Annotated in this window: 19 protein-coding genes and 1 riboswitch; of the genes, 2 read left to right on the top strand and 17 right to left on the bottom strand. The window is 37.1% G+C overall.

Features of this window, described 5'->3' with window-relative positions; all coding sequences use genetic code 11:
* Positions 1–9: 9 nt before the first annotated feature.
* The 6 genes from B0G92_RS00260 to B0G92_RS00285 all read right to left on the bottom strand — a co-directional run bounded on the left by B0G92_RS00260 (position 10) and on the right by B0G92_RS00285 (position 6,801).
* Positions 10–1,917, bottom strand: a complete 1,908-nt coding sequence (locus B0G92_RS00260; RefSeq protein WP_101470675.1) for a DUF3857 domain-containing protein — start codon at positions 1,915–1,917, stop codon at positions 10–12.
* Between the two features lie 49 nt (positions 1,918–1,966).
* A complete protein-coding gene (dtd, locus tag B0G92_RS00265; protein ID WP_101470676.1) occupies positions 1,967–2,419 on the bottom strand; it encodes a D-aminoacyl-tRNA deacylase in 453 nt (150 codons plus the stop codon).
* A 156-nt stretch (positions 2,420–2,575) separates the two neighbouring features.
* A complete protein-coding gene (gene rsgA / locus B0G92_RS00270; RefSeq protein WP_101470677.1) occupies positions 2,576–3,538 on the bottom strand; it encodes a ribosome small subunit-dependent GTPase A in 963 nt (320 codons plus the stop codon).
* A 97-nt stretch (positions 3,539–3,635) separates the two neighbouring features.
* A complete protein-coding gene (locus B0G92_RS00275) occupies positions 3,636–4,718 on the bottom strand; it encodes a bifunctional 3-deoxy-7-phosphoheptulonate synthase/chorismate mutase type II (protein WP_101471980.1) in 1,083 nt (360 codons plus the stop codon).
* 56 nt (positions 4,719–4,774) lie between these two features.
* Positions 4,775–5,959: a pyridoxal phosphate-dependent aminotransferase gene (locus B0G92_RS00280; RefSeq protein WP_101470678.1), complete on the bottom strand. Its 1,185-nt coding sequence runs from the start codon at positions 5,957–5,959 to the stop codon at positions 4,775–4,777.
* A gap of 11 nt (positions 5,960–5,970) precedes the next feature.
* The gene (locus tag B0G92_RS00285; RefSeq protein ID WP_101470679.1) at positions 5,971–6,801 is read right to left on the bottom strand and encodes a prephenate dehydratase; all 831 of its coding nucleotides are present in this window, start codon (positions 6,799–6,801) and stop codon (positions 5,971–5,973) included.
* Between the two features lie 341 nt (positions 6,802–7,142).
* On the opposite strand from B0G92_RS00285, the gene gldA reads away from it, so the two are divergent.
* Positions 7,143–8,039, top strand: coding sequence for a gliding motility-associated ABC transporter ATP-binding subunit GldA (gldA, locus tag B0G92_RS00290; protein WP_056072363.1), 897 nt, complete (start codon positions 7,143–7,145; stop codon positions 8,037–8,039).
* Positions 8,040–8,045: 6 nt separating this feature from the next.
* On the opposite strand, the gene B0G92_RS00295 is transcribed toward gldA, so the two are convergent.
* The 11 genes from B0G92_RS00295 to B0G92_RS00345 form a co-directional block, all read right to left on the bottom strand.
* Positions 8,046–8,798, bottom strand: coding sequence for a head GIN domain-containing protein (locus B0G92_RS00295; RefSeq protein WP_180326380.1), 753 nt, complete (start codon positions 8,796–8,798; stop codon positions 8,046–8,048).
* Positions 8,799–8,816: 18 nt separating this feature from the next.
* Positions 8,817–9,908 carry an acyloxyacyl hydrolase gene (locus B0G92_RS00300; protein ID WP_101470681.1) on the bottom strand — a complete coding sequence of 364 codons (1,092 nt, stop codon included), beginning with the start codon at positions 9,906–9,908 and terminating at the stop codon, positions 8,817–8,819.
* A 17-nt stretch (positions 9,909–9,925) separates the two neighbouring features.
* Positions 9,926–10,996 (bottom strand): acyloxyacyl hydrolase, encoded by a 1,071-nt coding sequence (locus tag B0G92_RS00305; protein ID WP_245867641.1) that lies wholly within the window; start codon positions 10,994–10,996, stop codon positions 9,926–9,928.
* 30 nt (positions 10,997–11,026) lie between these two features.
* Positions 11,027–12,799, bottom strand: a complete 1,773-nt coding sequence (locus B0G92_RS00310) for an RDD family protein (protein WP_101470682.1) — start codon at positions 12,797–12,799, stop codon at positions 11,027–11,029.
* A 58-nt stretch (positions 12,800–12,857) separates the two neighbouring features.
* A complete protein-coding gene (metF, locus tag B0G92_RS00315; protein ID WP_101470683.1) occupies positions 12,858–13,814 on the bottom strand; it encodes a methylenetetrahydrofolate reductase [NAD(P)H] in 957 nt (318 codons plus the stop codon).
* Between the two features lie 123 nt (positions 13,815–13,937).
* Positions 13,938–16,622, bottom strand: coding sequence for a methionine synthase (gene metH / locus B0G92_RS00320; RefSeq protein WP_101470684.1), 2,685 nt, complete (start codon positions 16,620–16,622; stop codon positions 13,938–13,940).
* A gap of 21 nt (positions 16,623–16,643) precedes the next feature.
* The gene (locus B0G92_RS00325) at positions 16,644–17,642 is read right to left on the bottom strand and encodes a homocysteine S-methyltransferase family protein (protein WP_101470685.1); all 999 of its coding nucleotides are present in this window, start codon (positions 17,640–17,642) and stop codon (positions 16,644–16,646) included.
* Positions 17,643–17,804: 162 nt separating this feature from the next.
* A riboswitch (SAM riboswitch) is annotated at positions 17,805–17,908 on the bottom strand.
* Positions 17,909–17,973: 65 nt separating this feature from the next.
* A complete protein-coding gene (locus B0G92_RS00330; RefSeq protein WP_101470686.1) occupies positions 17,974–18,498 on the bottom strand; it encodes a hypothetical protein in 525 nt (174 codons plus the stop codon).
* A gap of 105 nt (positions 18,499–18,603) precedes the next feature.
* The gene (locus tag B0G92_RS00335; RefSeq protein WP_056072338.1) at positions 18,604–19,026 is read right to left on the bottom strand and encodes an OsmC family protein; all 423 of its coding nucleotides are present in this window, start codon (positions 19,024–19,026) and stop codon (positions 18,604–18,606) included.
* 806 nt (positions 19,027–19,832) lie between these two features.
* Complete coding sequence (locus B0G92_RS00340; RefSeq protein WP_180326381.1) at positions 19,833–20,813, bottom strand: T9SS-dependent choice-of-anchor J family protein; 981 nt, start codon at positions 20,811–20,813, stop codon at positions 19,833–19,835.
* 247 nt (positions 20,814–21,060) lie between these two features.
* Positions 21,061–22,041 (bottom strand): T9SS-dependent choice-of-anchor J family protein, encoded by a 981-nt coding sequence (locus B0G92_RS00345; RefSeq protein ID WP_101470688.1) that lies wholly within the window; start codon positions 22,039–22,041, stop codon positions 21,061–21,063.
* A 280-nt stretch (positions 22,042–22,321) separates the two neighbouring features.
* Here B0G92_RS00345 and metK point away from each other — a divergent pair, with 280 nt between their 5' ends.
* A complete protein-coding gene (gene metK, locus B0G92_RS00350; protein ID WP_056072329.1) occupies positions 22,322–23,572 on the top strand; it encodes a methionine adenosyltransferase in 1,251 nt (416 codons plus the stop codon).
* The last annotated feature ends 51 nt before the right edge of the window (positions 23,573–23,623 follow it).

Consider the following 23,623-nt stretch of genomic DNA (forward strand, 5'->3'; position numbering starts at 1 on the left):
GTCGGTCTATTAGTTTTTAACTAGTACTATTTTTGCGTTATCATTTTTGGCAATCTGCTCTCTGAATTTTCGGAAATTTTCGTAGTCTTTTTTGTCGTACAAACCTGGATTTGACTGGAATGTTCTCTTATAAACAATCTGACTTTCATTAATTACAACCAATTCTGTTTTATATTCGCCAAATTCACTTTTAATGTTTACATTATCCGGTTTTGCTTCAATGCCAGCCCCTTTAGGAAGGTCAATTGTAATTTCGTCATAATCATAATACCCTCTTTCCATTTCAATTGAGCTGGTGCGTTGACGGTAGCGTTGCGGCACATTGGAAAGCTGATTGTACGCATTTATCACAAATATCATCTTGCCATTATTTATCTTGCCATAATCTGCAGCTTCTAACGCAATATCCTCAGAAAATTCAATATCTTCTTTATTATTAAGCAGATTCATTTTCTTCATTTTGAGGTTGCCGATATTCCAAAAATATTTCTTGTAGAATTTGGTCAAATCGTCATTGGAGCTATTCTCATACATAAACTTATTGTCATATTGCGTTCCTTTTGACTTTATCAGAATATTTCCTGAAATATTTCCGTTTTCATCAATGGTGTAGTTCCCTTTTGATATTTGTGTATTTTCCTGTGTAGGATATTCTTTGGTTCTTATAATTTCCCCACCTTCCGGTTTTATGACAAGCGCCAGTCGGTTATCCGTAAAATCACCCTGAAAACCAAAAGGCGACTTCTGACTTGTACATTCAAGCCAATGCATCTTATTGTCCACAGGCACTACCAGAATGACATGGTTTCCTTGTATGGAAACGAAATCCTGAATCAGATCCTTTTTCTGTGTGTCACCATAAATTATTGTGTAATAGGAAGGCACGTTCACAACTTCTAATAATGCTCTTGTGTAATTAGTCAACGCCTTACAATCTCCGTAACCTAAGCGGTCAACGTCTTTTGCCAGCATCGGTTTCCAACCTCCTATACCTAACTGAATACTAATGTATCTGGTTTTATCCTGAACGTATTTGTAGACAATCCTTGCTTTTTTCAAAGGATCTTTTTCATCTCCTACCAAAGCCTTTATTTTATTTTGTGTTTCCAACGGAATTTCATCGGTTCCTTTTAAAAGATTGGAATAGACCCAGGCGCCAAAATCTTTCCAATTGGTTGCAACGCCATCAACTCCTTCCAAATGAAAATAATCCAATCCCATAATTACATTTGGAGCATAAGAATTAAATGCTGGCGCATAATCTTCCCTTTTATATGCTGTCAGATTAGTTGCTGTAAATGAAACACCATCTGCCTTGACTTCTTTTGTTATATTTGAGTTGTCTGGGATATTAAATTCCTTGTATTTGAAGCCTAAATCAGCCGCTACTTTTGCATTTAAATTTGCCTTTTCTATGCTTACAAAATACCCCGGAACCGGATACCACCTTGGAATAAAGGCCGTATTAGACGTTTCTGTCTCACTTGAAAAAACTACCGTGAAAGGGTATTCAGTAGGAGTATAATCATAATGCAACAACTTATTGTCTGTTATGATTGAACCTTCAGAAACTGAATTTTCTTTAAAGTCTTTTCTTTTTACTTTTTTTATTTCTTTCCCAAATGCATTATAGAATTGTGCCTCAATAGATTTGACACGCTCTCTACCTGAAAAATATTCATAAAGCCCCATATAGGACAATCCGTTTTCATTAAGGACGGTTACTATTCTTTTATTAGTCATTATCATTGACTTTCTGGAAGAAATAACAATATTTTTTTGGTCCAAACGAATAACAGCGTTCGCGTTTTCTTTAAGTTCTGCAGGAATGTTGGCAACTGTATACCCAAGGTCCTGTGCAACAGCTATTGTTGTGAAAAATAAAACAATAGTGAGGGGGAAAAGTAAATTTTTCATTAAATGTTAAATTTTTTCAAAAATAAAATAATAAAACTGATTTCCTAGCCTATTCTTTATTTTTTGTATCGATTATGATGGTAACCGGACCATCGTTAAGTAATGCTACTTTCATATCGGCGCCAAACCTTCCTGTCTGAACTTTCTTACCCAAATCTGCTTCCATCTGACTGACAAAGTTCTCATACAGAGGAATGGCCACATTCGGTTTTGACGCTTTTATATAAGACGGGCGGTTTCCTTTTTTAGTAGCGGCATGCAATGTGAACTGGCTTACAATAATAATATCCCCGCGAATATCTTTAATGGATAAGTTCATGACATCGTCCTCATCACCAAAAATGCGAAGGTTGGCAATTTTTGCCGAAAGCCACTGAATGTCTTCTTGGGTATCAGAATCTTCAAATCCAACCAGAACCAACAGTCCTGATTGTATTTCGCTTACTTTTTCTCCTTCTATGGTTACCGAGGCATGGGAAACTCTTTGAATAACGGCTTTCATTTAGTTGATAGTTTATAGTGGATAATGGATAGTTGACAGTGGGTAGTTGATAGTGGGTAGTTACTCTATGACATTTGTCTTTTGACCTTTTGACTTGCGCCTTTTGACATATCTACTTCATAACTATCGACTATAGATTATCAACTATCCACTAATCTAGTTTCCTGCTTTCTCGTCGGCGTAGTCGTCAGTACGATAATGTTCTTCGTCGCCTTCCAGTATTTGCAGATAGCTTCTGTAGCGTGACCAGGCAATTTCGTCCTTTTCTAATGCTTCTTTAACGGCACAATGCGGTTCTTCTTTGTGAAGGCAATTGTTGAATTTGCATTGGTCCTGCAAAGCAAAAAACTCAGGGAAATAACCGCTGACTTCCGATTTTTCCATATCTACAATCCCAAAGCCTTTGATTCCCGGTGTGTCAATAATTCTTGCTCCAAATGACAAATCATACATTTCTGCAAAGGTAGTAGTATGTTGTCCTTGTCTGCTTTGTTCCGAAATTACGGAGGTCTTAAGATGCAGTGTCGGTTCTAAGGCATTGGCAAGAGTTGATTTCCCAACACCCGAATGACCGGAAAACATTGAAACCTTACCTATCATCATTTCTTTCAGCTTTTCCACTCCTTTTCCTTCTGTTGAAGAAACTCTCAGGCATTGATATCCTATATTGGAATATACATATTGCAGGTAAAGCTGCTCGTCAAGCATTGCCTCATCATAGGTATCTATTTTATTAAAAACCAAAATAGTTTCTATGCCATAGGCTTCGGCAGTAACCAGAAAACGGTCAATAAAACTGGTTGTTGTGGGCGGATTATTTATCGTAACCAACAAAAAGACCCGGTCAATATTGGATGCAATAATGTGAACCTGCTTTGAAAGGTTAACCGACTTACGGACTATATAATTTTTGCGGTCGTGGATATTATGAATCGTTCCCGTGATTTTATCGGAACTCTTATCGAGTTCATAATCGACTATATCGCCTACTGCAATAGGATTGGTACTTTTGATTCCTTTCATTCGGAATTTGCCTTTAATCCTGCATTCGATAAAGTCTCCGCTTTCGGATTTCACGGTATACCAGCTTCCGGTAGATTTATAAACGGTTCCTGTCATTCACTTCAGTTTTCCTGATTTTATTAAATTTAAACGACAAAATTACTGTTTTACAACGGAACAATGTAATTTCATCATTTAAATTTAGAACTCACTTTTATCCGTTAATAATTTTTTCCTGGTGACTGATACTTTCCTGATGGATTGCTTTGAATATCTTTAAAATAAACTCTTCACTCAAACCTTTTTCTTCGCCCTCCAATATCATTTTGCCCAAAATCTCATTCCATCTTTTGTTTTGAAGGACGGCTACGTTTTTTTCTTTTTTTAAGGCTCCAATCTTATCGGCAACCTTCATTCTTTTTCCTAAAATCTCAAGGATTTTTGCATCATACTCGTCTATATCCAAACGGAGCCTGTCCAGCCTCTGATTATAGTCTGAACCGTCTTCTGTTTCTTTCCTTACTTTCAGATTTTTGAAAATTTCTTTTAATTTTTCCGGAGTGACCTGCTGTTCGGCATCGCTCCATGCATTATCCGGGTCATTATGGGTTTCAATTATTAGTCCGTCATAATTCAAGTCTAAAGCCTGTTGCGAAACTTCCTGAATCATTTCACGTTTGCCGGTAATGTGTGAGGGGTCACAAATTATAGGCAAATCCGGAAAACGGTTCTGCAATTCTATTGCCAATTGCCATTCCGGTATGTTTCTGTATTTTGTTTTTTCATAAGTGGAAAAACCTCTGTGGATGACCCCAAGTTTTTTAATTCCTGCATTGTAAAGACGCTCAATCCCTCCAAGCCACAAAGCCAAATCAGGGTTTACAGGGTTTTTTACTAAAACAATTTTGTCTGTATTTTTTAAAGCATCTGCAATTTCCTGTACCGCAAAAGGGTTTACAGTAGTTCTTGCCCCTATCCATAAAACATCTATATCATGTTCCAAAGCCTGTTGAACGTGAGCTACGTTGGCTACTTCTGTTGCCATTAAAAGACCCGTTTCTGCTTTGGCTTTCTGTAGCCATTTTAAACCTACCGCTCCTACACCTTCAAAACTTCCCGGTCGGGTTCTGGGTTTCCAGATTCCAGCCCTGTAAATACTAACATCAGAATCTTTCAATTCATGAGCTATTTTTACTACCTGTTCTTCCGTTTCCGCACTGCAAGGTCCTGCAATTATTAATGGATGTGACAATTTGAAATCGTCCAGCCACGTTCTTAATTCTTTTGAATTTTTCATTTTATCTTGAGTTTTTCGGCTCATGCCAAAATTAGTTATTTTATTTTTCAGGCTTATCAGTCCAGCCTATCAATTGCTTCCTGAATTTTTTCTTCACGGATACATAACGAAAAACGGATGTATCCCTCACCATTCTTTCCAAAAATGGTTCCCGGTGTAAGGAAAATGTTTTTTTCAATTAAAAATGTATCGATAAATGTTTCAGAAGACCGATTCCCAAAAGGTAATTTTGCCCATACAAACATGCCAACAGCTTCTTTATTAAAGGTACAGCCTAGTTTTTCTGCCAATTGAAAAATTAATTTTCTTCTTCTTTTATATATCTTGTTTTGGGAATCAAACCATTCGCTTCCCAATTTCAAAGCTTCGATTGCTCCTTTTTGGATACCGTAAAACATGCCGCTGTCCATATTGCTTTTTATTTTCAGGATGGCATCGATGAACTCCTGCTTTCCGGATACCATTCCTATTCGCCAACCGGACATATTAAAAGTTTTGCTCAAAGAATTTAATTCCAAAGCAACTTCTTTGGCTTCCTCAATCTGAAAAATCGAAATCGGATTATCATTCAGTACAAAACTGTATGGATTATCGTTGACCAAAACAACCTGATGTCTTTTTGCAAAAGCAACCAGTCTTTTGAAAAGTTCAAGACTACCACCAGTTCCGGTTGGCATATGCGGATAATTAATCCACATCAACTTGACTTTTGATAAATCTCTACTTTCCAGAGCTTCCAAATCCGGCATCCAGTTGTTCTGTTCTTTCAAATCATAAAAAACAGATTTTGCTCCGACAAGGTTTGTGACAGATGAGTAGGTTGGATATCCCGGGTCTGGTATCAGCACCTCATCTCCTTCATTCAAAAAGGCTAATGAAATATGCATTATTCCTTCTTTGGAGCCCATTAAGGGTAAAATTTCAATATTGGGGTCTAATGCCACATCAAATTGAGATTTGTAAAAATCGGCTATTCCTTTTCTCAATTCCGGCAATCCCTGATAGCTTTGATATTCATGTGCTTTTTCATCTCCAAGAGCCTTAACCATCGCTTCTATTGCTTTTGGGGGTGGTGTTAAATCGGGGCTGCCTATCCCCATATTCAGCACGGGCTTTCCTTCAGAAATCATTTGGCGGACTTGTCGCAGTTTTGTAGAAAAATAATACTCTTCAACCGTTTCCAATCGTTTAGCAAATCCTTTATTTTCTATTTTTTCTACCGTTAAAATATCCTCTGTCATCTTTTCGCGATTTAAATTGTATCTCCTTTTCTGTATTCTCCTAAAACTTTAAAATGCGTGGTCATCAATTCTACTATTGATTTTGCCTTTTCATAATGTTTGTACTTTTCAAAAGTCACATCCACAAAAAAGGAATATTGAAAGGGTGTTTCAATAATGGGCATCGACTGGATTTTTGTCAGGTTTAATTTGCAATTGTTCATAACATTTAAAATTGTAGCCAGGCTGCCGGGTGTGTCGTCCAATTCAAATTTTATGGAGGCTTTATTGATTTCCGATTTTGGCAAAACCTTGTTCTGCGTCTTTAAGATTACAAACCGCGTCTTATTACTTTTTATGGTATGGATTCCGGAAGCCAGAATATCCAGACCAAACATTTCAGCAGCAATCGGACTTGCGACAGCAGCAATCTTCTTCAATTGGTTTTCCTTAATCCGATGTGCCGTTTCGGCCGTATCGCCACTTTCAACTAATTTTATATGGGGATATTTTTTAAAAAACTCTCCACATTGCAGCAAGGCGATTGGATGCGAATGAACTTCTTTTATGTCTTCTATTTTTTGGCCTTTCAATACCATCAGGTTCATATTGATATTCAGATAATGCTCTCCAATAATGTGAAGGTTATTCCTGTCTATCAATGCATAATTAGGTATGATGGAACCTGCAATCGAATTCTCCAAAGCCATTACGGCATGCTGTGTTTTGTTTTCGACCAGACTGTTAACTAAAGCATCAAACGACATGCATTCATCCAACTCCATGTTTTCACCAAAATATTCTTTAGCAACCTGATGATGAAACGAGCCTCTAATTCCCTGAATTGCAATTTTTGTTTCCATAAGTTTAGGCAAAAAAAAATCCCGATTTGCATCGGGATTACTATTATTGATTTTAAATAATTTCTATTTAGATAACAACACGACAATCCCTTTCCTGTTTCCAGAAGTAAAAAGAGTTGCTAAAATAAAAACGGTTGTTTTGCATTTTTTTGTCTTGCTATTCGGCTAAAGTAGAAATTTTTGTTTTACGTTTTACAAATTGAAACTTTTTTTAAGAAAAATTTTAGCTATAACGTTTGAGTAATGGTTCAAAAGGAGTTTAATTTTCCCGCTATGCAATTCAACGAACATATACACGTTTTAATTATCCAATTTATTACTTTTGTTCAAAATCAAGAATCATGTCAATCGAAGTCACTTCCATTTCAAAAAATTACGGAGAGCAAAAAGCTTTGGATACTATTTCCTTTTCTATCCAAAAAGGTGAAATCGTGGGCTTTCTGGGGCCAAATGGTGCCGGAAAATCAACGTTGATGAAAATCCTTACTACCTTTATTACTGCTGATGAAGGACAGGCTTCTGTAAATGGATTTGACGTTTCAACGGCACAAAAGGAAGTACAAAAATCTGTTGGTTATCTGCCTGAACACAATCCTTTGTATCTTGATTTATATGTGCGTGAATATCTGGCTTTCAATGCCGATGTGTATAAGGTTGCCAAATCAAGAATTGAGGAAGTAATTACGATGACCGGCCTGACTCCTGAAAGCCATAAGAAAATAGGGCAATTGTCTAAAGGTTACCGCCAGCGTGTTGGTCTGGCAACAGCCCTGCTTCACAATCCGGATGTTTTGATTTTAGACGAACCTACAACGGGTCTTGACCCAAACCAATTGGTAGAAATCAGAGATTTGATTAAAAATATCGGAAAAGACAAAACCGTTTTCTTATCTACGCATATTATGCAGGAAGTAGAAGCTATCTGCGACCGTGTCATTATTATTAATCATGGAAAGATTGTTACCGATAAAAAACTGACTAATCTTAAAAATGAAGAGGAGCAGGTTATTGAGGTTGAATTTGACCATACTGTAGAGGAGCAACTATTAAGGTCGTTACCAAACCTGGTTACTTTGACCAATACCCATGATATGACCTGGGAGCTGACCTTTTCAACTTCAAAAGATATGCGTCCTGCAATTTTTGATTTCGCCCACGACAACGGACTTAAAACGTTACAGCTTAATCTGAAGAGCAAGAATCTGGAAGCTATTTTCAGAGATGTTACTAAGAAATAATACTTCTTACGGATATACCAAACGTCCCTGGTAAAGCTGCGTAACCTCGATTACAGGCGGCACGTTTTTTAAAACAACATTGCCTGTACTGTAAATGGTTCCAGAAATTTTATCTATTGGCTTTACAATGATGTCGTTTGAGCTTCTGTGGAAAACATGAACTTCTTTTGCGGTCAAATCAGAACCGTCAAATCTGGCATTACCATTATAAAAACCAATATATAAAGCCTGAGTAGTACCTGAAACCGCAAAATAAGAATCCTTATTATCTTCTATTGTTAGTTGATTACAATTTACCTCCACTTCAAAAGTTCCGGAAGCTGTATCGCTAAACATTCCTGATTGCAGGCTAAGGGATGGAAAACCCAAAACACCATCGGATTTTACTCCAAATTGTGAAGACGAATATACGTTTATTAGTGTTGGAGTTGTTACATAAACCTGAGTCGTATTGTAATCGCGAACCCAATTGCAACCATTGGAATTCCTGAGAAAAAGTTCTTCATTCTGAACTTCAGCTGTAATTCCGCCAAGCAAATTTTCTCCTGTTTTTACAACTACTTTTTTTTCAGGACCTTGTTTTATAATCAATTCAATCCCTTCTCCTATATTGATTTTCTTAAAATCGTTAACCACAAATTCTCTTGTAATTGGAGTCCCTGAAGTTTGAAAGCAATCATTTGCATTTTCCGAATCGCATGACAAAAAAGCTATCGAAAACAGGACAATTATTCTTGTGGTTATTTTGGCTTTCATCATACTTCTATACATTACTTTTTATAAACGAACTCCTAGTGCAAATTCTAATGCTTCTGCCTTTGCGGCATGGGTCTTTAAAGCGACACCCATAAAAATTTCATCTGCCAAATAATATTTAAGCCCCAATCTCTGATAAATTGGAGGCAGATAATCCAACGGAGCATAGGCATAATATCCGAATTGTGTTTCAAGAGAAAGCCTATTAATAAAAAGCTCATGACCAACAAATATCCCGCCTTTCCGATAATCTGTATCAGGACTGACGTTTAAATTCGGATCTGCAGCAATTCTTTTTACGGTTTCTTTTAAATATTTATAGATAAAGAAATCTGCTCCAATATGGATGGCACTTTTACGGCTCAATCTCTTATCTGCATAGGCAGAAAACACATAAAAAGGAAATTGGCCGCTGCCAACCAAATCGCTTTCATTAAATCCGGTTCTGAAAACCAGATTGTAGCGTATGGGCTCTGTATATCTGACAGAATCTTTATGTTCAATATACTGAAGCGGTTCTTTACTTTCAAAATCATATACCGCTCCTATATTAAGCGCCAGAGTATTTGTACTCTTATTGGGTGTTCTCAAATTCGCATTGGAATGGTGGAAAAAAGACAATCCGGCCTGAACACCTAATCCGTTCCAGATTTTTTCTTTTTTATAGTTTAGCATAAAATAGGTAGCTGGCATCCAATGTGTTCCATAAGCCTGATTTTCAGGATTGGTTACGGCATCATAGGGATTGGTATTATAGGCAACTCCTTGCGCAATCCTGAACATCAGGTTTCTTTGAAAGAAATAAAAATTATAATGCCCGTACAAGCCATAAAAATGCCCTAAAGCTTCATAATTCATATTTTGATATTGGAACGAGAGACCATAATCCGGATAGTTATATCTTGACTGCCATGGTTTTTCACCGTAAGTTTTCCTGTTAAGGCTTATCAGTATTCCTTCCTGTCTTTTATTTGTGAGCTGTGAGATTTCCTCGGTATGCTTTAAAATTTTTCCATAAAAATTATTGATATCAAGAGTGTATTTGCTGTTTCCCTCTTGAGAAAAGCACAGTACAGGCAACAGATATAACAGGTAAAAAAAATTGTTCGTCATGTGTTTGTAAAAATGTGTCATAGCCTAATCCCAACTCCTATTTCCATGGCTTCTGCTTTTGCAGCATGCGTTTTCAGCGTTAGTGCTGCAAAAATAGTATCACTAAAATAATATTTTAAACCTATTCTTTGATAAAATGGCCCTAAATAACCAAATGGAGCATATACATAATATCCTGCCTGTGCTTCAATTGAGAGTCTATTGATAAAAAGTTCATGCCCTACAAAAACTCCTATCCTACGATAATCCGTATCCGGGTCAAGATGGTAATCCGGATAGGCAGCAGATTTATATCTGATGTATTCTTCCAGATATTTCATCATAAAAAAATCAGCTCCAAACTGGATAGCGCTTTTTCTGGAAAGACGTTTGTCTGCATAGGCAGACAATACGTAAAATGGAAATTTTCCACTCCCAATAATATCGCTTTCATTCCTTCCGGAACGGAATGAAATATTGAATCGAACCGGTTCTTTAAAATTTTGTATTGTATCATACATTATAGTCGTCCGTTTCAGATTCTCACTTTTTTCAAAAGAATAATTAACCCCAAGATTTACAGCCAATGTGTTGGTACTGGTATTAGGCGAGGCCATATTGGAGTTGGAATGGTGAAAAAAACTAATACCCGCCTGCAAGCCTATGTTTTTATACAGATTTTCTTTGTGGTAATTCAGCATCATATAGGTTGATGTCATCCACCGTGTTCCATAAGCCATATTCCTGAAATTGGTATCTTTATCGTAGGGATTAGTATTATACGAAATTCCTTCTCCAACACGAAACATCAGGCTTCTGTTTAAAAAATAAAAATTGTAGTGTGCATAAAGCCCGTACAAATCACCTAAAACGGGATTTTTGGTATTTTCATAATGAAAAGACGCACCATAATCCGGGAAATTATATTCAGATTCCCATTCTTTATGGCCAAATGTTTTTCTGTTAAAACTTATCAGGACACCTTCCGGATGCTCCGTAATAAGGTGCTTAATAGTACTATTGTGCGGTAAAATGTTTCCATAAAAATAATTGACATCAACTGTATATTTCCCATTTATTTCCTGGGAAAAAGCAGCTAATGGAATCAAAAAAATAAAAAAATATAATTTCTTAAGCACTTATTTTGTCCTTTTAATTACGGCTTCCAATTCTTTTTCTTTTGATATTTCATAGGAAAATATTCTTCCTAAGGTATCTTTTATCGTAATCTGAAATTTATAATTTTCAGCCTGTGGAATCGTAATTACAGCCTGGGACTGTTTATATAAAGGTATTGGTGGTTGTCCGGAATACAATTGCGCATTGGAAATTTTTATCAGTTCTGCCTTCCAGCCTTCATTTGTCACTATGACATTTTTTATTTTATCGTTTGAATAATTATCAATGAGCGTTAGACGGGGCATAAAATAGGTTTCAATACTTTTTATCGAATATTTTTTACCATCGCCAATATTTAAGGCATTTTCCGTATCCTGATTTGAGTAACTGTATCCTGCATTTAATTCGATTGCCTTTTCGAGCTGACCTTTGGAAATGGTCACTTTTTTGGCACTTTCTTTTTCAATAGCATAAATCTTTTCCAAAAAATCAGGCACAGAGTATTCGTTAAAATTTGGCCCCTTTGCCTCTGAATAATCTTTTTGAGCATCAAGAATCAAGAACACTATTCCGTCCGATTTTATTTCTTCTGTTTTTAAATAGATATCGGATTTGGCATAGTCCAGTGATTCCAGTTTTATAAAATCGTTTGTAGACAGATTCTTTAGTTTGTGGGCAAAAACTTCTTTATTCTGCTGAATAATAGCCTGTTCTTTCTTTTCGGCCTGCAAGGATTCATATTTATAAATTCCAAAAGCGATGAGCAATCCCACCACAATTGTAACCGGAACAATTAAAAGATACCATGCTCCGCTAACTCCTGTTCTTTGTTCTTTAATTACATACGTTTCCGACCATTTGTCATGAAGTCCGGAAGGTGTAAAAAAGGTAAGGGCTTCAAATGGGACCAATCTTAAAAATGTTCTTTTTAGTATAGAACTTACGGGTGGTTTATTCCCTTCCTCATCTGTAACTCGGGTTTCCGTAAGCATTTTTGCGGCGGTTACTCCTAAAACGGATTCAAAAATGGCATAATAGAACACCCTGAAAAAGGCAAAAATTATAATAAAAGCTACTCTATCACCTAATCCATTTTGTAAAGCAGATACAAAAGTCTGTAACTTCTCTGTTCTGATGAAGAATTCGAATGAGGCAGAAAATACAAGAATCATTATGAAGTCATCTATAATCAGATGGAAAAATCTTCTCCAACGTCCGGCCTCAACCAGAGTAACACTGGTATGTGTTTCATAGGTTCTTTCAATGGTTTCGAATGTTTTTCCCATTTCAATGTACTTGAGTATTGAAAAAGCGAGGTAAGCATAGAAAGCCATAACAACGTAGTCCATGAACCATAATACATATAGGAAAACGCCCAAAGAATTCGTTGTATTTTCCATTAAAACAATGGAAAAAAGACCCAAAATAAAAGAAGAGACTTTTGTTATGAATATTACAGAATAAACAAAGCGTAGTAATCTTGTTTCTTTGGCTTTACTTCGCAAATAGAACACCGCCCCTAAAATCAGCAAAACATAAAAAAATGCATTTAAAAGATTGTAATGCATATACATGCCGTCACCTGTTCCTAGCTTGAACGTATAAAAATCTTCCAGATTAAAAATGGTAAGATGAATTGACTGGAAAATGTATTTTATGAAGCCAATTGTATATACCATTTCTTTTGAAGCGGTATTGTAGTCAATCGTAAGCATGGGAATAAAAATTCCCAGAATGGCAATTACAATAGAAAACCAGGCGATTTTTTCTTGAGACAGGTATTTTTGCAGCATACAAAACTTTTTATAAGACTCAAAAATAACCAATTAAAACAATCTTGCAAGACCTAATTTAGAATACCTCTCTGGCTATTGCCTTAATATTTTCCGACTTCCCCATCGAATAATAATGCAAAACGGGTATTCCCTCTTTAATCAACTCCTTACTTTGGTTAATGCACCATTCTATACCTATTTGCTTAACTGCATCCGCATCCTTAGCCCGAACGATTGACATAATAAGCTCGTCAGGAATATCGACCTTAAACCGATGCGGTACCAGATTCAATTGTTTTTTGGTTGAAATGGGCTTCAATCCCGGAATAATCGGAACCGTGATTCCCTCTTTTCTGCATTTGGCTACAAAATCAAAGAATTTTTTGTTATCAAAAAACATCTGAGTAATAATATAAGAAGCTCCATTTTTTATTTTCTGCTTTAGGAAATAAATATCGCTATCCAGACTTGGTGCCTCCATGTGTTTTTCAGGATAACCCGCCACGCCAATACAAAAATTTGTGGCTGAAGAATTTTGCAATTCGTCATCCAGATAGATCCCGTTATTCAGATTGGCAATTTGCGTTACCAGCTCCGAAGCATAGTGGTTTCCTTCTTTTTCCGGCTTGAAATAGGTTTCATTTTTCACCGCATCACCACGCAAAGCCACTACATTTTGAATCCCAAGAAAATCCAAATCAATTAAGAAATTCTCCGTGTCTTCTTTCGTAAATCCGCCACAAAGGATATGGGGAATCGCATCTACCTGGTATTTGTTTTGTATGGCCGAACAGATACCTACCGTTCCGGGACGTTTTTTTACAATCTTTTTTTCCAACAGTCCGCTTGGCAATTCCTTGTATTCATATTCTTCACGATGGTAAGTCACATCAATAAAAGGCGGATTAAATTCCATTAACGGGTCAATGCTATCAAAAATTGATTGGATATTTTGCCCTTTTAATGGCGGTAGTATTTCGAAAGAAAAAAGCGATTTGCCATTGGCTTTTTCTATATGTTCTGTTACTTTCATTTGTTTCTGATCTTAGATTTTTGATTTCGGATTTTTGGCTTGACGACTTGATGGCTTGACGACTTGACGACTTGATGGCTTGATGGCTTGACGACTTGATAACTTGACGACTTGATGACTAATTTAATCCGCAATGTTTGGGTTTAGCCATTTTTCAGCATATTCATAGGAAACATTTCTGCGTTTTGCGTAGTCTTCGACCTGGTCTTTTTTAATTTTTCCGAGTCCGAAATACTTGCTTTCCGGATGTCCGAAATAATAACCTGAAACCGAAGAAGCAGGCCACATTGCCATACTTTCTGTTAAGGTCACTCCTATATTTTGTTCTACATTTAACAGTTTCCAAATGGTTGGTTTTTCCAAGTGATCCGGACAAGCAGGATATCCGGGTGCCGGACGTATTCCTTTATATTCTTCCTTAATCAGGGCTTCATTGCTCAATGTTTCGTCTGAGGCATATCCCCAGATTTCTTTCCTTATTTTTTCATGTAAGTATTCAGCAAAGGCTTCTGCAAATCGGTCACCTAATGCTTTGACCATAATGGAATTATAATCATCTAGATTTTTTTCGAATTCCGCTGCTTTTTCATCTACTCCAAAACCTGTCGTTACGCAAAACGCTCCCATATAATCTGTAATTCCGGAATCTTTCGGCGCTATAAAATCAGACAGGGCAATATTGGGCGCTCCTTTTGTTTTTGCAGACTGCTGTCTTAAAGTCAGGAAAGTTTGCAGAAGCTTTCCATTTTCATCCCGTAATTCAATATCATCATCATTGATTTGGTTGGCAGGAAATATTCCATACACGCCTTTTGCTTCTAACCAGTTTTCCTGTATAATCTGGCGCAACATTTCCTGAGCATCCGCAAACAACACTTTAGCTTGTTCGCCAACAATTTCATCTTTTAGTATTTCCGGAAATTTCCCATGCAGGTCCCATGTTCTAAAAAATGGTGTCCAATCGATATAATCGACCAATTCTCCTAATTTTACATCGATGACTTTTGTTCCTATAGTGTTTGGTTTTACCGGAGTGAAATTAGTCCAGTCCAATTGCAGCTTATTTTTTCTGGCTTCCTCTATGCTTAAGAAGTTTTTATCACGGCTCCGACTTAGGTAACCTTCACGAAGCTCATCATATTCCATACGCAGGCTCTTGAAATATTCCTGATTGGTATTCTTATTTATGAGATTTCCAGCCACAGTAACAGCACGCGAAGCATCGTTGACATGAACTACTGTTTCCCTATATTCCGGAGCAATCTTTACGGCTGTATGTGCTCTTGAAGTGGTTGCTCCACCAATCATTATTGGAATTTTGACATTCTGCCTGTCCATCTGTTTTGCCAGATAGACCATTTCATCCAGAGAAGGCGTGATTAATCCGCTTAGTCCTATTATATCTACTTTTTCCTCAATGGCTGTCTGAATAATTTTCTCGGGCGGTACCATGACACCAAGGTCAATGATTTCATAGTTATTACAAGCCAAAACCACCGCCACTATGTTTTTCCCTATGTCATGAACATCACCTTTTACGGTTGCCATCAAAACCTTTCCGGCTGAACTGGAACTTCCGTCTTTTTCTGCTTCAATATACGGCAACAGATAAGCAACCGCCTTTTTCATGACACGTGCTGACTTTACTACTTGCGGCAAAAACATTTTCCCGCTTCCGAATAAATCTCCTACTACATTCATTCCTGTCATTAGATTGATTTCTATAACTTCAATAGGCCGTGTAGCCAATTGTCTGGCTTCTTCAATATCCGCATCAATAAATTCATCAACTCCTCTCACCAAAGCGTGTGTCAACCTTTCCTGAAGTGGAAGCGAACGCCACTCCTGCGACTGCTTTTCAGAAACTTCTTTTGTATCTCCTTTTATATTTTCTGCAAATGCCAAAAGTCTTTCTGTGGCATCATCTCTCCTGTCAAGCAAGACATCTTCAACATATTCCAGCACATCTTTGGGAATCTGGTCATAGATTTCCAACATTTCCGGATTTACGATTCCCATAGTCATACCGTGATTGACAGCATGGTACAAAAACGCGGAATGCATTGCTTCACGTACCCTGTCGTTACCGCGGAATGAGAATGAAACATTGCTCACACCACCGCTGACACTTGCATAGGGAAGATTTTCCTTAATCCATTTGGTAGCCCTGAAGAAATCTACTGCATTCCGGCGGTGTTCTTCCATTCCGGTTGCAACGGGAAAAATATTCGGGTCAAAAATGATATCTTCAGCCGGAAAACCTACCTTATCAACCAAAACGTCATAGGAACGTTTGCAGATTTCTATTCTTCTTTCATAGGTATCTGCCTGTCCTATCTCGTCAAAAGCCATAACAATGACTGCTGCACCATATTTTTTTATCAGTTTTGCCTGACGAATAAAATTTTCTTCTCCTTCTTTTAAACTGATAGAGTTGACAACACTTTTCCCCTGGGCTACTTTTAGTCCTGCTTCGATAATTTCCCATTTTGAACTGTCAATCATTATCGGAACGCGGGAAATATCTGGTTCAGAAGCTATCAGATTCAGGAAAATTGTCATAGCGCGAACACCGTCAAGCATTCCCTCATCCATATTAATGTCAATAATCTGTGCGCCTCCTTCTACCTGAGCCCTGGCAATATCCAATGCTTCTTCATATTTTTCTTCTTTTATCAGGCGTAAAAATTTTCGGGAACCGGTAACATTCGTACGTTCTCCTACATTTACAAAAATGCTTTCGGGTGTTATGATTAAAGGTTCGAGACCTGATAATCTTAAGTATTTTTTACAATCGACATCTGCCATTTTCTTATTCTTTTCTACAGTCTAAACCGGTTCTACAATTCTGGGTGAATATTCTTTTGCTACTTCTGCAATCAGGCGGATATGTTCCGGGGTTGTTCCGCAACATCCTCCAATTATGTTAATGAGATTATCTTCGAGATATTCCCGAATCAAAACCTGCATAGCTTCCGGTGTCTGGTCATATTGCCCGAAAGCATTGGGCAAACCTGCATTGGGATGTGCCGAAACATTGAATGTGGTATTATGCGAAAGTCGTTGTAAATAAGGTTTTAACTGGTCTGCTCCTAAAGCACAATTAAATCCTACGCTCAATAGCGGAATGTGAGAAATGGAAATCAGGAATGCTTCTACGGTCTGGCCGGAGAGTGTTCTTCCTGAAGCATCTGTTATCGTGCCGGAAACCATGACCGGAATATCTATATTTCTTTCTTCTTTGACTTCTTCGATGGCAAAAAGTGCTGCTTTTGCATTCAGAGTATCAAATATGGTTTCTACCAGCAGAATATCGGAACCTCCATCAATCAGGGCTTCGACCTGCTGTTTATAGGCGATGCGTAATTCATCAAAGGTCACGGCACGGAAACCGGGGTCATTTACATCCGGAGACATGCTTGCCGTTCTGTTAGTGGGTCCTATAGAACCCGCTACGAAACGTGGTTTATCCGGATTTTTTGCCGTAAACTCATCTGCTATTTCTCTGGCCAGTCTTGCCGATTCATAGTTTAGCTCATAAACCAAATCTTCCAAATGATAGTCAGCCATACCTATGGTTGTTCCTGAAAAGGTATTAGTTTCTACGATGTCAGCACCGGCTTCAAAATATTGACGGTGGACTTCCTGTATTGCTTTTGGCTGGCTTAATGAAAGGAGGTCGTTATTCCCTTTCAGCGGATGTGGAAATTCTTTGAATCTTTCACCACGGAAATCTTCTTCCGAAAAATTATACCGCTGGAGCATGGTTCCCATTGCTCCGTCAAGGATGAGAATTCTTTCTTTGATAGCTTTTTGTATGCCTGACATTTTTTACTATTATTAGATTATTTAAGATTCTGATGAATCTAAAAGTCCTAATGTATTTTTCAAAAATCGATGGCATAGAAAAAACAATCCCAAGCCATGAATGGTTGAAAAAAAGTATCGATATGTTGTCAGGAAAAGGGAGAAAAAAAGTAGATTTTTCGTGTGTTATCTATCCAATAATATGGTAGAATGTAGCACCTTCTTTAAAGCTTAAAGGGTTGCTAAGGCTTCATCGGGTCTAATCCCTCCGCCTTTCGTGATAACAATCAATATTTTTAAGAACACTGCAAAGTAATGCAATATGTTTGGTTTTTGCAATAGTTTGCAGAAATTATACCGCTATCCTAAAATTTTGTTTGGCTGCCATCTTTAGGATTTGTTCAAGCAGTTTTGGGGAAAGATGCTTCTCATTTGGGTTTACGAAGACAAAATCTTTTTCCGTTTTTTTAATACTATTGTTTAATGCCATTTTGAAATCTGCCGAAAATGCCTGCACCAATGGATTAGCGCTAATGATATCAAAATCATTCTGGAGCAGGTCGAAATAATCAGGAAGGATGTCTTCTGTATTTGAGGTATCTACAGCAATAAGATTTTCGAGTTCGTTTTCCTGAACGAAATTAATTATATCTGCTATTTTGAAAGGAACTGCAAATTGGATAAAATTGGCTTCCCAGGAATTTCTTACTGTTGGTTTTTCAAAGAAGGCTACAGTGGAATTGGTTATTACGGGCAATCTTAAATCAAGATTGTTATTTTCAAGAAGTGATTCCTGATTGGAAAGCACCTCAGTTATGAGGGAACTCCCTGTCTCTTCTATTCCAAAGAGAATGATATTTATTTTTTTAACTGACATGGTTCTGGAGATTTTTAGTTAAAAGAACTGCTTTTGACTGGCAATCAAAAGCAGTCTTTCAACAAACAAACAAATAAAACAAACTAAACAAATGCGATTTATGCTTTATGCTGCATAATTATATTCTTTGTATAAAATCAGCTCGACCGGTGTTGAATTGACCAGGTTGTCATAAACCGGACTTTTTTGCTGTACTAATTTTAACCACTTCTGGAGTACCTGAAGCGAAGTATCTGTTGTTGGCTTTAGTACGATTTCGATTTTGCTGAAGCCTACTCTTTCTTCCTGACTTATAACTCCGGTTATTTCTACCTGTAACGACTTTAGGTTGATGCCTAACTCTGAAGCTACCTGCTGGCTCACCGCATTGACACATCCTGCGAATCCTGCAAGTATATATTCAAACGGGCTTGGCCCTTCCAGTTCCGGAAATTTTTCATTCCTGCTTATTCTGACATCAGAGTTTTGTGTCTTTACTACGAATTGCTCGTTATTTCTTGAGTATCCTAAAACATTTATTGCTTTCATATTTTTATTTTTTTTGAGATTTATAATTGAGACTTAAAACAAAAAGTCCTTTTGGACGGTTTACCAAAAGGACTTCACACTTGAATATATAAAGAGATTACGTCGTTCGCTTTTGGCAATGGAGTTTAAGGTGGCAATACATCCACATATGTTTTTTACAAATAATCGTTGTTATCGGGTTCATTTTTATTTTATTTTCTCAAAGAATTATTTTTCAAAAAAAAAGCCCCTGTAATTCAACAGAGGCTTTTTTGCTATATATTTTAAAAAACTTAAAATTTGGCAATAGTACCTCCTGCGGAAATTTTCCACATCTTGCAGTACGTATGACAAATAATAGTTCTCATTTTTATTTCTTTTTGATGGTACAAACTTCAGAACTATTTTTGGATTGACAATGCACAAAATAAAAATTTAACATTTATTTTATTTTCAAACAAAAAAACTGATGTTTTATAAAGAGAAGCGTACAACAAAAAATTATACTAATAATCAGCATTTTAACTTTAAAATACTATTGCTGTATTAGTTAAGAAAACCATTTATCGTAATATTGTTTATATAGCCTTTTTAATATTTGGTATCAAACCCATTAAGAAAAAACAAAAAAGCCTACTTAAAAAAGCAGGCTCTTTCGAAGTATAATTTTGATTAATAGCCTCTTGCAAGCAAAAGCATTCTCATAAAAAATTTAGTTAATACGTACCGAATATAACAAAAAAAGGAATTATTCCACAATTTCAATTTAGTTAAAAAATGATCGGCCTGATAAAAAACTACCCTTTTTATATATCCATTAAACAGTATTAGTTCTTCACTACTTTTGTAGTACCCGTACCGGAATCAGTCTGTATGTTCAGGAAATAAACTCCGGAAGTCAATTCAGAAATATTAATTTGCGTTTCAGAAACACCATTTGCATTTATATTTCTTACCACTCTTCCATTCAAGTCTGTAAGCTGAATTGTATTAATAGCCACATTATTTTTACCGGACAGGTTAACAATTCCTGTTGACGGGTTAGGATACATGCTAAAGTTGTTTGCAAAGAAATCATCTCTGCTCAACGCCCTGCTGACTTCAAAAGTATCAATCCCGATTAAGTCAGAATTATCGCCGCTAGGCCCACCGTTTGTTACAAAATACCTAAATCCAAACTTTACGGCTGTTGGACCGGAAAGTCCGGAAACAGTAAAACTATATTTTGTCCAAACTTTAGGATATACAAAACCGGTAGCTAATGTCGGGTTGACAGTAACCCCAACCGTGGTAAAGGAACCTACATTGGTAGAACCTCCTGCCGGATTAGTGTGTGTGGCAGCCGTACTCATTCTGAGTTCCAAACGATCTGCAAAATCTAGTGTTGCTGAGGTTCCTTTTCTTGACCAGAAAGAAACAACATCTCCATTTTCTACTGTAACCACAGGGCTGATTAACCAGTTGCTGATATCTCCGGCTCCTGTAGTACTGGTATAATTAACCAGGGCAAAGGAATTGGCTCCACCTGCTTGCCCATTAGGTACCGGGCTGACTTCGCCTGTGGCATATTCCCTGTCATTGAAAGGATTTCCCTGAACTGCCGGTGTCGCAGCCAGATTTACTGTAACCGGAGTGTAGCTGGCAATTGACCATAATGTAGCAGTTGATGGGGAACTTTGGTTGGTTCTTACCCAACCGGCAGTCTCCATTTCTGTTGTTGTACCGCTAAAACCAAAATTGTAAACATTTTGAGCATTGGCAATTCCTGACACGGAAACCAATAAAGAAAGAAGTAGAGTTTTTTTCATAAAAATATTAATTAAAATTAAATAAAGCATACTCAATCAAGAAACAAAAACCATTTGAAAAAAGCGGACTCTCCCAGTGTAGTTTTGATTAATGACCTCTTGTAAACAAGAGTATTCTTTATAAAAGTTTAGTTAATATTTATACAAATATAACAAAAAAAATAATTATGTCACAACTTTAACTTTTTACAAAAAAAAGAGTCAGTTTTATCAAACCGACTCTTTTTAACATATTTAGTCTTACTGTTTAGTTCTTCACTATTTTTGTACTACCTGTACCGGAATCAGTCTGTATGTTCAGGAAATAAACCCCGGAAGTCAATTCAGAAATATTAATTTGCGTTTCAGAAACACCATTTGCATTTATATTTCTTACCACTCTTCCGTTCAGGTCTGTAAGCTGAATTGTATTAATAGCCACATTATTTTTACCGGACAGGTTAACAATTCCTGTTGACGGGTTAGGATACATGCTAAAGTTGTTTGCAAAGAAATCATCTCTGCTCAAAGCCCTGCTGACTTCAAAAGTATCAATTCCGATGATATCTGAATTAGCCCCGCTAGGTCCACCGTTTGTTACAAAATATCTAAACCCAAACTTTACAGCAGTTGGACCGGTAAGTCCGGAAACAGTAAAACTGTATCTTGTCCAAACTTTAGGGTATACGAAACCGGTTGCTAATGTAGGGTTAACAGTAACTCCAACTGTGGTGAACGAGCCTACATTGGTAGAGCCACCCGTTGGATTGGTATGCGTAGTAGCCGTACTCATTCTGAGTTCCAAACGATCTGCAAAATCTAGTGTTCCTGAAGTTCCTTTTCTTGACCAGAAAGAAACAACATCACCATTTTCTACTGTAACCACAGGACTGATTAACCAGTTACTGATATTTCCTGCTCCTGTAGTACTGGTAAAATTAACCAGGGCAAAGGAATTGGCACCACCCGCCTGCCCATTAGGTACCGGGCTGACTTCGCCTGTGGCATATTCCCTGTCATTGAAAGGATTTCCCTGAACTGCCGGTGTCGCAGCCAGATTTACAGTAACCGGAGTGTAGCTGGCTACCGTCCATAATGTAGTAGTTGATGGGGAACTTTGGTTGGTTCTTACCCAACCGGCAGTCTCCATTTCTGTTGTTGTACCGCTAAAACCAAAATTGTAAACATTTTGGGCATTAGCAAATCCTGAAGCTAAAACGAAAAAAAGAAAGGGTAAAGTTTTTTTCATAATTTTTTAATTAAAAAGTTAGACATATTTTAAAAAATAAACCAAATATAAGAATTATTTACAAAGTTTAGAATACACAAAACCACTCTTGTTTCCTCGAGAACTATTTTGTCAATTAAATATGCTTTTATACCTTTGCATTCAAAATCGAGAAGAGGAAAAATTTGTACTGATTGCAACCTCTGATGCTGTCAAAACAGACATCATAAAAATGCTAAAGCAGAAACCCTTCTTTAGCCTTTCCCTGCAATTTTTCCGATTCCTAAAAACATAAAAAAATATGGCTTATTTATTTACGTCAGAATCTGTGAGTGAGGGACATCCGGATAAAATTGCTGACCAAATTTCAGATGCACTAATCGATAACTTTTTGGCTTTTGATGCCGATTCAAAAGTGGCATGCGAGACTTTGGTTACTACTGGACAGGTTATTCTGGCGGGAGAAGTTAAATCAAAAACATACCTGGATGTACAGCAAATTGCCCGTGATGTCATCAAAAAAATAGGATATACAAAAAGCGAGTATATGTTTGAAGCAAATTCTTGCGGTGTATTATCTGCTATTCACGAGCAATCTCAGGACATCAACCAAGGTGTTGACCGTGCGAGTAAAGAAGACCAGGGTGCCGGTGACCAAGGAATGATGTTTGGTTATGCTACAAATGAAACGGAAGATTTCATGCCCCTGGCACTGAATCTATCTCATAAACTATTACAGGAATTAGCTGTTTTGCGTCGCGAAAACAACGAAATCAAATACCTTCGTCCGGATGCCAAATCACAGGTTACTCTTGAATATGATGACAACAACAAACCGGTACGTATTGATGCTATTGTAATCTCTACACAGCATGATGATTTTGACAATGAAGCGAACATGCTTGCTAAAATCAAAAAGGACCTGATTGAAATCCTGATTCCAAGAATCATCAAAAATAATCCGCAATATGCACACCTGTTCAACGATAAAATCCAATACCACATTAATCCTACAGGAAAATTTGTGATTGGAGGCCCACACGGCGATACAGGATTAACAGGAAGAAAAATTATTGTTGACACCTATGGTGGAAAAGGTGCTCACGGTGGTGGAGCTTTTTCAGGGAAAGACCCTAGTAAGGTTGACCGAAGTGCAGCATACGCCACACGACATATTGCTAAAAACTTAGTAGCAGCCGGAGTAGCTGAAGAAATTTTAGTTCAGGTTTCTTATGCTATTGGTGTAGCCAAACCAATGGGTATTTACATCAACACTTATGGTACTTCAAAAGTAAATCTTACCGATGGAGAGATTGCTAAAAAAGTAGAAGAGCTATTCGATATGAGACCTTATTTCATTGAGCAAAGGTTGAAATTGAGAAATCCTATTTATAGCGAAACTGCCGCTTACGGGCACATGGGAAGAAAACCAGAAACCGTAACCAAAACTTTCAAAACTCCAAACGGAGAAGAGAAAACGGTTACAGTAGAGTTATTCACCTGGGAGAAGCTTGACTTTGTTGACAAAGTAAAAGCAGCCTTTGGATTATAATAATCCATTCAGATAATAAAAAAACCATCCTTTTCAGGATGGTTTTTTTAT

Source organism: Flavobacterium lindanitolerans, from assembly GCF_002846575.1.
Lineage (GTDB): Bacteria > Bacteroidota > Bacteroidia > Flavobacteriales > Flavobacteriaceae > Flavobacterium > Flavobacterium lindanitolerans.